The 15,075-nt window shown below is 57.1% G+C and carries 1 protein-coding gene; it reads right to left on the bottom strand.

The window, feature by feature from the left end:
• Positions 1 to 4: 4 nt before the first annotated feature.
• Positions 5 to 15,043, bottom strand: coding sequence for an amino acid adenylation domain-containing protein (locus AC58P5_RS02860; protein ID WP_497384449.1), 15,039 nt, complete (start codon positions 15,041 to 15,043; stop codon positions 5 to 7).
• Positions 15,044 to 15,075: the final 32 nt, after the last annotated feature.

Genomic DNA, 15,075 nt, shown 5'->3' on the forward strand with positions numbered 1-15,075 from the left:
TTGTTTAAAAGGCAAATTCAATCGTTTCTACCGAACTCTTCGTGCCGGCCGAAGGCTTGAGGCATTGGATCTCGCTCAACCGGCTTTCGGGATTCTCACAAATCTGGGACAGGACATGCAAGTAATCCTGGACCATTGTCCGGATTCTCGCCGCTTTGAACAATTTCGTTCCGTAAAAGAATCCCCCGCCGAGCGTGCCGTTGTCTTCCGACATGAACAAGGTGAGGTCGAATTTCGCTTCTTCCAGATCGTCCAGCTCATAAGGCTTGAGACGAAGAGTCCCCAGCTCGGCTTCGGGTTCCTCGATATTCTGCATATCGAACACCGTATCGAACAGCGGATTGCGGCCTGCTTCCCGCTTCACATTCAAGCGCTCCACGAGCTCTTCGAACGGATAGTCCTGATGCTCGAAAGCTCCCAGCGCCGATTCCTTCACTTCCTCCAGGAATGAAAGGAAGGTTTTGTCACCGGCAGGCCGGTTGCGGATCGCCAGCATATTGACGAACATGCCGATAACCGGCTCCAAATCGACATCCGTTCTGCCTGCAACAGGCGTTCCGACAATCACATCTTCTTGTCCGCTGTATTTGGAGAGCAGTACACTGTAGGCGGATAAAAGGATCATAAACATGGTGCTTCCCGACCGGGCCGCCAGTTTATTCAGTTCAGCGGTGAGATCCGCACCGACTTCGAATTCCAGATGTGCGCCCTCATAACTCCGTTCCGCCGGCCGCTCATAATCGGCCGGAAGCTCCACGTCGGGCAGATCGCCGGCCAACGCTTGCAGCCAGTACGACTCCTGCTGCCGTGTCCGCTCCCTGTACGTTTCGCTCTGCTGCCATGCCGCGTAATCCTTGTATTGAATTCGCAGCGGAGGAAGTTCTTCTCCCGCATAGAGCCGGGAAAATTCGTCCACCAATATCGACATGGACACACCGTCGGAGACCATATGATGCATATCAAACATAAGAATGTGAAGCTCCGGTTCCAGCTCGATCAAGCCTGCGCGAAGCAGAGGCGGCGTCTTAAGGTCGAACGCACGGACAAAGCTGCGGACGATCTGCTCCGCTTCCTCTTTAGGGGCTTTACTCGTTTCGACCGTAAATTCCATTTGTGCGTATACCCGTTGAACCGGCTCTCCGTGAATCATCTCAAATCCGGTGCGCAGCGTCTCATGTCTCGCGATCAAAGTGCGGAAAGCTTCCTCTATCCGGCCGATGTCCACCGGCCCTTCCAGCTGCAGCATTTCCGGCATGTTGTATAGCTGATCCGCCCCTTCCAGCGTATGTTGGATAAAGAGACGTTTTTGCGCTGACGAGAGAGGATAATATTCCTTCTCTTCGGCAAGAGGAATGGCGACATGTTCCTGCCGTTCCATACGCGCGATTGCCTCTGCCATTTCTTCGACCGTCGAATGACGGAAAACGTCTCTTAACGGCAGATCGACGTTAAGCTCCTTATGCACTTTGCCGACAAGCGTTGTCGCCCGCAGGGAATGTCCGCCGAGGTCGAAGAAGTTATCGCGGATTCCGATTTCCTTCTGAAGTCCGAGTACGTCCTGCCAGATGGCGGCCAGCTTCGCTTCCAGCGGTGTCCTTGGCGCGATATATTCCGCGCCGCCGTCTGCGCCCGCTTCCGGTGCAGGCAGCGCCTTGCGGTCGACTTTCCCGTTCGGCGTCAGCGGAATCCGCTCCAGCCGGATGAAATACGACGGGATCATGTAACCCGGCAGCTCTTGTGCCAGTGCGCTTCGCAGACTGCCGGCGGCAAGCTCGCCTTCGGCCGTGTAGTAGGCGCACAGCGCTTTCTGGCCGCTGCCGTCTTCGCAGACGATCACGACCGCTTCGCGGACGCCATCCGCCTGGAGCAGCTGCGACTCGACCTCGCCGGTTTCGATCCGGTAGCCCCGGATTTTCGCCTGATGGTCGATCCGCCCGATAAAATCCACGTTCCCGTCTGCCGTCCACCGAGCCAGATCGCCCGTGCGGTACAGACGTTCACCCAGGACGAACGGGCTGTTCACAAACTTCTCTTCCGTCAGATCGGGACGGTTCAAGTACCCCCGGGCCACGCCCGGGCCGCCGATGCACAGCTCGCCCAGGACGCCTACCGGCACCGGGTTCAGGTGCGCGTCCACGATGTAGAACCTCGCGTTCAGCCATGCTTTGCCGACCGGTACGCTGCCCGTTTCCGGGAGCCTATCCAGCGGTTCATCGTAGAAGCTGGAATCAATCGCCGCTTCCGTGACGCCGTAGCTGTTGATGATCCGGAACTGCGAGCCGAAGCGCTCCTGCAGCACGCGGTAATCCCCTACGCTGCAGCTGTCGGAGCTGGTAATAAGCAGCTCCATCGAGCTCATCTCAAGCTCGTGCTGCGCAACGTGCTGCATAAACGGCACGATGAGCGCCGGGGTCGATTCGAACACGGTAATCTGTTTGTCTTGAATCCAGCCGTGAAGGCGGGCCGGGTCGATCCGGTCGTCTTTCGGCACGATGACCATCGTGCCGCCGTTGTACAGCGTCCGCGCGATATCTCCGACGAACACGTCGAAGGAGAAGCTCGCGAGCTGGAGCAAGCGGACCGGGAATCGGTCCAGCCGGTATTCCCGGCGGTAGGCGGCCGCCGTGTTCACGAGGCTGCGGTGCTCGATCATGACGCCTTTCGGCCGTCCCGTCGTGCCGGACGTGTAGATCACGTAAGCCAGATCGTGCGGCTGCGTCTCGACCGGGACACCGTCCGGTGTGCCTGCTGCGGACAAGCTGCCGGACGCTGCGCTATCATTCGTATGGCCGATTGCAGCGCCAGTTTCTTGACCGGCAGACATCCCGGCACGCTCTGCGGTGTCGCCCGCATCGCCGATAGTCTGACTGTCGTCAGCCTTGCTTCCGATCGCCGCGTTCTCTCCGTCCCCGCTGTACGACTTTTCGTCGTCCAGGCAAAGGATCGTGCGCAGCGCCGTCTCTTCCGCTTCCAGCCAAGCCTCGGCGCCCTCTCTCAAAGAAGCCTGCGTCAACAACACGGTTGCCCCGCTGTCTTCGAGCATAAAACGGATGCGGTCGGCCGGATAATCCGGGTCAAGCGGCACATACGCGCCTCCCGCTTTCCATACGGCGATCACGCCGACGAGCAGCTCCACCGATCGCTCGGCTAGAATGCCGACGATAGATTCTTTGCCGACACCTCCGGCGCGAAGCGTTCCGGCCAACCGGTTCGCCCGTTCGTTAAGCTCCCGGTAAGATAGCTGCTTGTCTTCGTAGACAACGGCTGCCGCATCGGGAGTGCGGGATGTCTGTGCCTCGAACAGCCGATGGAACGTCTGCACCTGCGGAAGCTCGGACATAGCCGGATTGAACGCTTCGAATAGCTGCTCTTTTTCGGAGAGAGTGAGCAGTTCCAACTCGGCGATTTTCGCCTCCGGCTTTTCCACGATGGCACCCAGCAGCTGCTCGTAATGCTTCGCCATCCGTTCCACCGTTTCTTTTCTATACAAAGCGGTCGAGTATTCAAAACTGTAATCCAAACCGCCGCTTTCTTCCATCACGTCCAGGCTTATATCGAATTTTGCCATAGTGCTGTCGCTCGGATACGAGGTCAGACGGAGGCCTTCGAGTTCAAAGTCTTTGTTATCGGTATTTTGCAGCGTAAACATGGTATCGAAAAGCGGATTGCGGCTTAGATCCCGGGCAACCTGCACCTTTTCCACAAGCTCCTCGAACGGATAGTTCTGGTGCTCGTATGCGCCGAGAGTCGTTTCTTTGACCTCCTGCAAGTAGGAGAGGAACGTTTTCTCAGCGGCCGGATAGCTGCGGATCGCCAGCGTATTAATAAACATTCCGATCAACGGTTCCACATCGCCGTGGTTCCGGCCCGCAATCGGCGTGCCGACAATCACGTCTTCTTGGCCGGTATACTTATGCAGCATAACGGTATAAGCCGCAAGCAGAACCATGTAAAGCGTTGTTCCGGTTTCCGCCGCAAGCTGTTTCAGAGCATCGCTTTTCTGGGCATCCAGGAAATATTCGAGTGTCTGCCCCTCATAGCTTTGGACGGCAGGACGCGCATAATCCGTCGGCAGTTCCAGCACCGGCAGTTCTCCCCGGAAAACATCAAGCCAGTAAGCCTCCTGACGCCGCAGCTGCTCTTTCTGCGCCTCGGACTGCTGCCAGACGGTGTAATCCTTGTATTGGATGCGCAGAGGCTCCAACTCTTCACCGGCATACAAGCGGACAAATTCTTCCACCAGCACGTCCATCGAAACACCATCGGAAACGATATGATGCATATCAAACATCAGAACACGCCGCCCTGCCGCCAGCTCCACCAGGCCAACGCGCAGCAAAGGAGGTTTTGTCAGATCGAACGGGCGGACAAAATCCCGTACCACTTCTGCCGCTTCTTCCTCAACCGTCGAAAAATGCTCCACGGAGAAGTCCACGGCCGCATACACCCGCTGCACCGCTTCCCCGTTTACCATTTCGAATCCCGTGCGCAGTGTCTCGTGCCGCCGAATCAACCTGCGGAATGCTTCCTCGAACCGGTTTTGATCCAACGCCCCTTCGAGCAGCAGCGCTCCCGGCATGTTGTAGCTCAGCTCCGCTCCTTCAAGCTGGTTGAGAATGTACAACCGCTTCTGCGCCGAGGATTGCGGATAATGGTCCTGTTCTTTCGCAAGAGGAATGGCGACATGCTCCTGCCGTTCCATACCGGCGATTGCCTCTGCCATTTCTTCAACCGTCGAATGACGGAAAACGTCTCTTAACGGCAGATCGACGTTAAGTTCCTTATGCACTTTGCTGACAAGCGTCGTGGCGCGAAGGGAATGTCCGCCGAGGTCGAAGAAGTTATCGCGGATTCCGATTTCCTTCTGAAGACCGAGTACGTCCTGCCAGATGGCGGCCAGCTTCGCTTCCAGCGGTGTCCTTGGCGCGATATAGTCCGCGCCGCCGTCTGCTCCCGCTTCCGGTGCCGGCAGCGCCTTGCGGTCGACTTTCCCGTTCGGCGTCAGCGGAATTCGCTCCAGCCGGATGAAATAAGACGGGATCATGTAGCCCGGCAGCTCTTGTGCCAGCGCGCTTCGCAGACTACCGGTGGCCAGCTCGCCTTCGGCCGTGTAGTAGGCGCACAGCGCTTTCTGGCCGCTGCCGTCTTCGCCGACGATGACGACCGCTTCGCGGACGCCGTCCGCCTGGAGCAGCTGCGACTCGACCTCGCCGGTTTCGATCCGGTAGCCCCGGATTTTCGCCTGATGGTCGATCCGCCCGATAAAGTCGACGTTCCCGTCTGCCGTCCACCGGGCCAAGTCGCCCGTGCGGTACAGGCGTTCACCCGGGGCGAACGGACTGTCAACGAACTTCTCTTCCGTCAGATCGGGACGGTTCAAGTACCCCCGGGCCACGCCCGGGCCGCCGATGCACAGCTCGCCCAGGACGCCTACTGGCACCGGGTTTAGGTGCGCGTCCACGATGTAGAACCTCGCGTTCAGCCACGCTTTGCCGACCGGCACGCTGCCCGTCTCCGGGAGCCTATCCAGCGGCTCGTCGTAGAAGCTCGAATCAATCGCCGCTTCCGTGACGCCGTAGCTGTTGATGATCCGGAACTGCGAGCCGAAGCGCTCCTGCAGCACGCGGTAATCCCCTACGCTGCAGCTGTCGGAGCTGGTAATAAGCAGCTCCATCGAGCTCATCTCAAGCTCGTGCTGCGCAACGTGCTGCATAAACGGCACGATGAGTGCCGGAGTCGATTCGAACACGGTAATCTGTTTGTCTTGGATCCAACCGTGCAGACGGGCCGGGTCGATCCGGTCGTCTTTCGGCACGATGACCATCGTGCCGCCGTTGTACAGCGTCCGCGCGATATCTCCGACGAACACGTCGAAGGAGAAGCTCGCGAGCTGGAGCAAGCGGACCGGGAATCGGTCCAGCCGGTATTCCCGGCGGTAGGCGGCCGCCGTGTTCACGAGGCTGCGGTGCTCGATCATGACGCCTTTCGGCCGTCCCGTCGTGCCAGACGTGTAGATCACGTAAGCGAGATCGTGCGGCTGCGTCTCGACCGGGACACCGACCGGTGTGCCTGATGCGGACAAGCTCCCGGACGCTGCGCTGTCAGCCGTGCGGCCGAATGCAGCGCCAGCTTCTTGACCGGCAGACAATCCGGCAGGCTGTGCGGTGTCAGCCGAATCCCCGATTACGCTGCCTTCCAAGACGACTCCGATAACCGCGTTCTCTCCGTCCCCGCTGTACGACTTTTCGTCGTCCAGGCAAAGGATCGTTCGCAGCGCTGTCTCTTCCGCTTCCAGCCAAGCCTCGGCGCCCTCTCTCAAAGCAATCTGCGTCAGCAGAACGGTTGCCCCGCTGTCTTCGAGCATAAAACGGATACGGTCGGCCGGATAATCCGGATCCAGCGGTACATACGCCCCTCCCGCTTTCCATACGGCGATCACGCCGACGAGCAGCTCCACCGAACGCTCGGCTAGAATGCCGACGATGGATTCTCTGCCGACTCCTCCGGCGCGCAGCGTTTCGGCAAGCCGGTTCGCCCGTTCGTTAAGCTCCCAGTAAGACAGCTGCTTGTCTTCGTAGACAACGGCTGCCGCATCGGGAGTGCGGGATGCCTGTTCCTCGAACAGCCGGTGGAACGTCTGCACCTGCGGAAGCTCGGACATAGCCGGATTGAACACCTCGAACAGCCGCTCTTTTTCGGAAGGCGTAAGCAGTTCCAGCTCGGCAATTTTCGCATCCGGCTTTTCCACGATGGCACCGAGCAGCTGCTCGTAATGCTTCGCCATCCGTTCCACCGTTTCTTTTTTATACAAGGAAGTCGCATACTCTAGGCTGCATTCGAGACCGCCGCTTTCTTCCACGACATCCAGGCTGAGGTCGAACTTCGCCATGCCGTACTCGCTCGGATAAGGAGTGAGCTTAAGCCCTTCCAGCTCAAAATCCTTGTTCTCCAGGTTTTGCAGAGAGAACATCGTATCGAAAATCGGATTGCGGCTTAAATCGCGGGCCGTCTGAACGTTTTCGACCAATTCCTCGAACGGGTAGTTCTGATGCTCGTATGCGCCGAGAGTCGTTTCTTTGACCTCCTGCAAGTAGGACAAGAATGTCTTGCCGGCGGCCGGGTAATTGCGGATTGCCAGCGTATTGACAAACATTCCGATCAGCGGCTGCACATCTCCGTGGGTCCTTCCGGCAATCGAAGTCCCTACGACCAAATCTTCCTGAGCCGTATATTTATGCAAAAGAACCGTATAAGCCGCAAGCAGAACCATATACAGCGTCGAGCCGCTTTCTGCCGCAAGACGTTTTAAAGCATCGCTCTTCTGCGCATCCACAAAAAACTCAAGCGTCTGCCCTTCATAGCTCTGTACGGCTGGACGGGCAAAATCCGTCGGAAGCTCCAGTACGGGCAGCTCTCCCTGGAAAACATCGAGCCAGTAAGTTTCCTGCCGTTTCAACTGTTCTTTCTGCGTCTCCGATTGCTGCCATACCGCATAGTCTTTGTATTGAATGGTCAGAGGTTCCAGCTCTTCGTCGCTGTACAGCCCGACGAACTCCTCCACCAGCACATCCATCGACACGCCGTCGGAAACGATATGATGCATATCGAACATTAGGATATGCCGGTCCGCCGTCAGCTCGACCAAACCTACCCGGAGCAAAGGCGGCTCCGCCAAGTCGAACGGTCGGATAAACTGCCGCACGGCCTCGCCCGCCTCTTCTTCGCTTGCCCGGATATGCTCCACCGAAAAGTCCACGTCGCGGTATATCCGCTGCACCGCTTCCCCGTTTACGATCGCAAAACCGGTACGAAGCGTCTCATGACGCGCGATCAGCCCGCGGAACGCTTCCTCGAACCGCTGCCTGTCAAGCTTTCCTTCCAGCAGCAAAGCCCCCGGCATATTGTAACTTTGGTCCGCCCCTTCGAGCTGCTGAAGGATGAACAGCCTTTTTTGCGCGGAAGATAGCGGGTAATAATCGGCTGGCTCTGCCTTGGGGATCGAAGCGAACGAAAGCTGCGTCAGGCTTGCAATCGCTTGTGCCATCTCTTCTACCGTCGAGTAAACAAAGACATCCTTCAGAGGGAAATCTACGTGAAGTTCTTTGCGTATCCGGCTGACAAGCGTTGTCGCTCGCAGGGAATGTCCTCCGAGTTCGAAGAAATTTTCCTTCACGCCAACCTTCTCAAGTCCCAGAACGCTCTGCCATATCGCAGCCAGATCCGCTTCCAGCGGGGTCCGCGGCGCAGTGTGCTCCGTCCCCTCCTGAAGGCTGATTTCCGGCGCCGGGAGCGCTCTGCGGTCCACCTTGCCGTTAGTCGTTAACGGCATCTCCTCCAGCTGAACGAAGTACGAAGGAATCATATACCCCGGCAGTTCCCGGGATAAGGCGCTTCTTAACCGGCTTGCCTGAAGCTCGCCGTCCGCCGTGAAATAGGCGCACAGCTGTTTGTCTCCGCTGGCGGTTTCACGGGCGATGACAGTCGCTTTCCGGATGGATTCCACCTTCAGCAGCTGTGCCTCCACCTCGCCAAGCTCGATCCGGAAGCCGCGAATCTTCACCTGATCGTCCATCCGGCCCACATATTCGATCGTTCCGTCCGGAAGCCATCTCGCCACGTCCCCGGTCCGGTACATGCGTTCTCCGGGAACGAAAGGATTGTCCACGAATTTTTCCGCCGTTAGTTCCGGCCGGCTCAGGTATCCCCTGACTAGGCCCTCACCGGCCACGCACAGCTCCCCGGCTACACCGATCGGCTGCAAATTATTGCGGGCATCCACGATATAGGCCGTCGTATTGCTGATCGGACGTCCGATCGGAACATTCACGGCGTCCTCGGCCACTTCGTTCACCACATAGTACGTAGCGTACACCGTGCTCTCCGAAGGGCCGTACAGATGAATGATTTTGCCCGGACCCAGATGAGCGACCGCTTTACGAACATGACCGACTGAAACACGCTCTCCGCCGAACAGAATGGCCCGCATATGCCGCAAGCAATCCACATTTACATCCACGAGCACGTTGAAAAAAGCGGTCGTAATAAGCGAAACCGTAACCCGCTGCCTTTCGATCAACTCGGCCAGCTGCCCGATTTCCAGCATGATCTCTCTCGGAATGAGAACGAGACCCGCCCCGTTGACCAAAGCGCCGAAAATGTCGGAAATCGACCCGTCAAATGAATAACTGGAAAGCTGAAGAACCCGGTCCCGCTCCGTAATCTCCACATAGTTTGTGTTCCGTGCGATCCGGATAATGTTCCGGTGGGACACCAGGTTTCCTTTCGGCTTCCCGGTCGTCCCCGAGGTATAGATCACACAGGCCAAATCGGCCGATTCGTTGATTCGCTCCAGTTCCGACCCGTCCGGATGATAAGACGTTTCGTCATCCAGTACGATCACGACGCTTTGTACGGGAATCCGCTCCTGCAGATGACGCTGTGTCAGCATGACCCGGGCGCCCGAATCTTCAATCAGATACCGGATACGTTCTTCCGGGTATTCCGGATCGATCGGTACATAAGCGCCGCCGGCTTTCAGTACGGCCATGATGCCGACGATCATCTCGATGGAACGTTCCACAACAATGCCTACGAGACTGTCCCGGCCGACTCCTTCGCTCCGAAGCGTACGTGCCAGGCGATTCGCCCGCTCGTTCAGCTCGCGGTACGTCAGTTCCTTTTGCTCAAATACGACCGCCACCGCATCCGGTATCCGCTCCGCCTGTTCCTCAAACAGCTGATGAAGGGTTTTCTCCCGCGGGAATTCCGTCGTTGTGTCGTTGAACGCTTCAATAATTTGCGATTTTTCAGCCGCCGTCGCGAGCTCCAAATCGCCCACTTCGACCCGGGGATTGCTCACGACTTGTTCGAGCACGTGCAGAAGTTGTCCTCTCAAACGCTCGATGTCCGCTTTCGCAAACACACCCGCATTGTAATCGAAGCGTATTTCAATGGCTTCTCCCGGCACGACAGTCATATTAAAGTCGTAATTCGTCTGTTCCGCCATCTCGACATCCGTAATAGCCAGACCGCCGGTTTGGCTGCCGCCCGCCTGCTGCATCTGCTCGTCCATCGGATAGTTTTCGAACGCGATAATGTGGTGGATAAGATCCTGCTTCTGGGAGCTCCGGGCCTGGATCTCATACAGCGGATAATAATCGTAACGGCCGGATTCCAGCGCCTGCTCCTGCACCTTGACCATGACGTCGGCAAAAGACGTATCCGCCTCGCTCGTTACCCGTACCGGAACCGTGTTGATGAAAAGTCCGATCATCTCTTCGATTCCCGGAATCTCAGCCGGTCTTCCCGAGACGACGCTGCCGAACACCGCATCGCCCGTCCCGTTAATCTTTTGTAAAACGACGCCCCATGCCGATTGCAGCAAGGTATTTAACGTGACCTGATGCTGCTTGGCCACGCGGTCCATCCGTTCGCTCAAGCTTTTGCCCAGTTCGCAAACCACATGCTCGGGAATGAACGGCCCGCTTTTCGCATCGGGCTTTTTCGGAAGCAGCGTCTGTCCTTCATAGCCTTGCAGGCAGCCGGACCAGTAGCGGGAAGCACTTTCTTCATCCTGTTTCTCCAGCCATTCGATGTACTGGTTGTAGTCCGCTGACGCAATCCGCTCCGGCTTCACATTCCGGACATAAGCCGAGTAAGTTTCGAACAATTCCTGCGTAAGCTGCGGCAAACACCAGCCATCCATCAGAATATGCTGGAAACTGAGCAGTACGTGATAGCGCTGTTCATCCGTCCGGAGTACCGTGACGCGCACAAGCGCATCCCGCTCCAGATCGAAGCCCATCCGCCTGTCTTGCTCCGCTTTCTGATCCGTTCGGGCTGTTCGCTCTTCAGGTGCGAGATGACGCAGGTCGTCAAATTCAAAGCCGACCGGCTTGTCCCGGTACACGATTTGCAGAGGCTCTACACCCCCGCCGCTGTAAAAATTAGTCCGAAGCACGACATGCCGCGCGGCCAATTCTGCCCAGCTTTTGGAGAAAACCTCGACATCCAGCTCTCCCAGTAGCGTAAAACGCGCTTGCTCGAAGTATGCGCCCGTCTGCGGGTCCATCGCACTGTGGAACCACATCCCCTTCTGCATGGGCGTGAGTGTGTAGATATTCTCGATCTCGCCGATAGGTGCCGTGTCTTCTGCAATCCGTTCCATGTCAGTAACGCTCAGTCCCTTGAACTGCACGTCGCTCGGCGTCAGCTCCGTCCGTTCCTTTGCCGCGCAGTGGGCAATAATTTCCCGGAGGCTCTGCTCCAGCAGCGAAACCAGTTTCTCTATCGTCGCTCTGTGAAACTGTTTCCGGCTGTAGCTGAGGTCAAGCGACAGCTTGCCGTCCAGGACCATGCCGTTTATGTCCAGCACGAAACTTCGCGCCTGCCGGTCGCTTGCCGGACTGCCACCCGGATATGGCGATAGACCCATCTCGTTATTTTGCAGATCGTCGTCGAACTGGCCTAAATAGTTAAAGTTGATTTCGGGTTCGGCTCCCCATGCCAAGCCGTCTTCTTTTTCCGAAAGGTACCGGCATACCCCGTATCCGATCCCTTTGTTCGGAATCCGGCGCAGACTTTCCTTGACCGTTTTGATTTGATGCGACAAGACTTTGCCGCTCTCCGGCTCCAGCACAACGGGAAACTTGCTCGTAAACCAACCTATCGTACGTGTAATGTCGATATCCGTTCCGATGAACTCGCGTCCGTGACCTTCCAGATTTAAAAGGACCCAGCCGTGTCCGCTCCATTTCTGCACGGCTGTTCCCAGCGCGGTAATCAGGATGTCGTTCATTTCCGTGTTATAGGCCCGGTTTACCCGTTTCAGCAGCAGTTCCGTTTCCTCGGGAGTCAAGACGGCAAAGAGCGATTCGCTGTCCCGCTGCAGGGAATCCTCCGCTTCCATATCCTTCGGCAAAGGAGGCACCAGTGTGCGCTCCACGCCCTGCCAGTAGGCCCGTTCGTTCTCCATGTCCGGGCTTTGCGCATAGGCCGCGAGCTGGTTGGACCAGGCAAGGTAGGAGTCGGTTTTCGCGGGAAAACGGATGTCTTCCCCTTTGCCGGCCTGCTCGTACCCGAGCCCGATATCTTCCATCAAGATCCGCCACGATACACCGTCCACGACGGCATGATGAACCGCGATAAGCAGATGATCTCCGTCTGCGCAGCGGAACAAGCCCGCTTTTACGAGCGGCCCGTCTTCCAATCCGATCCCGCTCTGAATTTCGTTAGCCTTCGCATCGACAGCAGCTCCGGGATTCGCAGCCTCCCTGAAATCGAAGATTTCCAGGCTGTACAACTCGCCTTCTCCGATTCCACGGTTCCAGGCCGTGTAGCCGTGCTCCGTTTTGCGGAACGCCATCCGCAGCGCATCGTGATGCTCCGTTAACTTCTGCAGCACCTTGCGGAGAACCGTCTCGTCGAAACCGTCATTGCGGTGCAGCAGAACGGATTGGTTAAAGTGATGCGCATCGGCGAATTCACGCTCGAAAAACCATTGCTGAATGGGAGTCAGTACGGCTGCTCCGGTCACTTCTCCCTGATCGACCGTCCGGGCGACGGGCTTCACGTGCAGGCTGAGCTGCGCAATCGTCGGATATTTGAACAAGTCGCGGATCTCCAGCTTGTAGCCGGCCTGGTGCAGCCGGGATGAAACCTGAATCGACTTGATGGAATCACCGCCGAGCTCGAAGAAGTGATCCGTGACTCCGACCCGTTCGGTATTCAGCACAGCTTTCCAAACGTCGGCCAGAGTTTGCTCCGCTTCGGTTCTGGGCGCGACATACTCGCCTCCCCCAAGCGCGTTTCCTTGCGGAGCGGGCAGCGCCTTCCGGTCGATTTTTCCGTTCGGCGTCAGCGGCATCCTCGGCAGCTGCACGAAATGCGCCGGAATCATATAACCCGGCAAGTTTTGCGACAGCGCTGCTCTAAGATCACTAACGGTCAGCGATTGATCTCCCACAACGTAAGCGCACAATTGCAGTCCGCTCTCTTCTTCGCGGGCGATGACAATCGTTTCCTGTACGAATGGAATTTTCAGGAGCTGCTCTTCAATCTCGCCGGTCTCGATCCGGTAGCCGCGGATTTTCACCTGGTGGTCGATCCGGCCCATGTACTCGATATTTCCGTCAGGCAGCCAACGGGCGGAATCCCCGGTCCGGTACATCCGCTCGCCGGAGGCAAAAGGATTGTCCACGAACTTCTCGGCCGTTAGCTCGGGGCGATTCAAATATCCCCTCGCCAGACCGACCCCTGCAACGCACAATTCACCGGCTACTCCGGCAGGGACAGGCTGTCCATGCTTGTCCAAGATATAGATCTTGTGATTCTGGATGGGACGGCCGATGGGAACCGATTTGAGGCTGATCTCATTCGGTTCAGCAGCCCAAACCGAAGTGACGATCGAAGCCTCTGTCGGGCCGTAGGCGTTAAAATAACGCACCTTTTCTTTCCACTGCTGCACGAATTCGGCCGATACGGCCGAGCCCCCGGTAACCAGCTTTTGCAGACCCGGCATATGTTCCGGGTTTAAATAAGCGGCATACGTAGGCGGCAGGATCGCGGCCGTGATGCCATTCTCGTCCATGTAGCGCTCGAAAAGCTGATAATCCAAAATCGTGTCGGCCGTTGGAATATAGAGTGCCGCACCGAAAAACAGCGCCTTGAACACTTCCCAGCACGACGCGTCGAACGACAAACTGGCGAACTGGACGACTCTGTCCGATCCGGTGATACCGAGCGTGTCCCCGAACATGTGCTTCAGACTGACCAACCCGTGGTGCTCCACCATTACGCCTTTCGGTTTACCTGTCGTTCCGGACGTGTAGATGACGTAAGCCAAATGATCCGGGCCGTTAACCGGCTCCAGATCGGTACCGTCGGCACCATAGGAACTCTCGTCGTCGAGCGCCAATACGCTTCCCTCGAAAGGGACCCGGTCCAGCAGCAGCCGCTGAGTCAGAAGCAGCTTCGCACCCGAATCTTCCAGCAGGTAGCGGATGCGCTCCTCGGGATATTCGGGATCGATAGGCACATACGCGCCTCCGGCTTTCAGTATCGCCAAAATGCCGACGACCATTTCCAGCGAGCGTCCGGCCATCAGGCCGACAAGCTGATCCGGCTGCACACCCTTCGCACGCAGCGTACGCGCCAGCCGGTTTGCCCGCTCGTTCAGCTCCCGATAGGTGAGGCGTTCCTGCTCGTAAACCACCGCTGCCGCATCCGGAACACGGATAGCCTGCTCCTCGATTAGCCCGTGAATCGTTTTTTCCGTCTCATAGTCCGTTTCCGTCTCGTTAAAAGCGTGAACCAGCCGATGCTCTTCCTCTGTAGACAGCATAGCAGCCCCTGCAACTTCCCGATCAAGGTTGTTTAAACCGCCTGCCAGTAAACGGTCCAGATGTTGGACCACTCCGCTCATAAAGCCCGGATGATACAAAGTTTCGTTGTACAAAATTTGAAGATGGATCGAACCGTCCTCCAGACGGAACTGGAACATGCAGTCGCAGACCACATTCCGGCCGACACCCGTCCCGTGCAGTTCATTCAGAGAAACGAGTGTGTTAACGACCGGCACTCCGTCGGTGTATTGAAGCTCCAGCTTCTCCGTCATTTTGAGGAAAGGAATCTGCTGATGCCGGATAGCCTCGGGAAGAGACAACTTCAATTCGTTCAATACCGATTTAAATGTGGACTCGCTGCCTATCCTATTTTTCAGAACGACCGTATGGTTAATGGGACGCCGCGTCTCCTGCGGTTTCTTCACAACCGGCATGCCGACAAGAATAGCAGAATCACCTGTATATCGGTACAGCAAGACTTGAACTCCCGCCAGCAAAATCATATAGGCGGCCAGAGGCGCGCCCTTGCTCATTTGAATGACCCGCTGTGCCGCCTCGCCAGACAAAATTCCGGAAACCGACTGAACGCTTGAAGCCGCATGGCTTGGAGCTTTACTGTACGGCAGCAGAGTGAGCGAATCATCTTCACCTGTGAATTTTTCGTTCCAAAAAAGGATTTCCTTTTCAAAAGCCACCTTCATCGTTCCCCTCTCTTTTCGTTAAAAAAAGCGAT

It is taken from the genome of Paenibacillus sp. JT31N7, assembly GCF_059692095.1.

Bases quoted from the DNA above. Each gene is read 5' to 3' on its own strand.
- AC58P5_RS02860 (WP_497384449.1), bottom strand. From the start codon at position 15,043: ATGAAGGTGGCTTTTGAAAAGGAAATCCTTTTTTGGAACGAAAAATTC.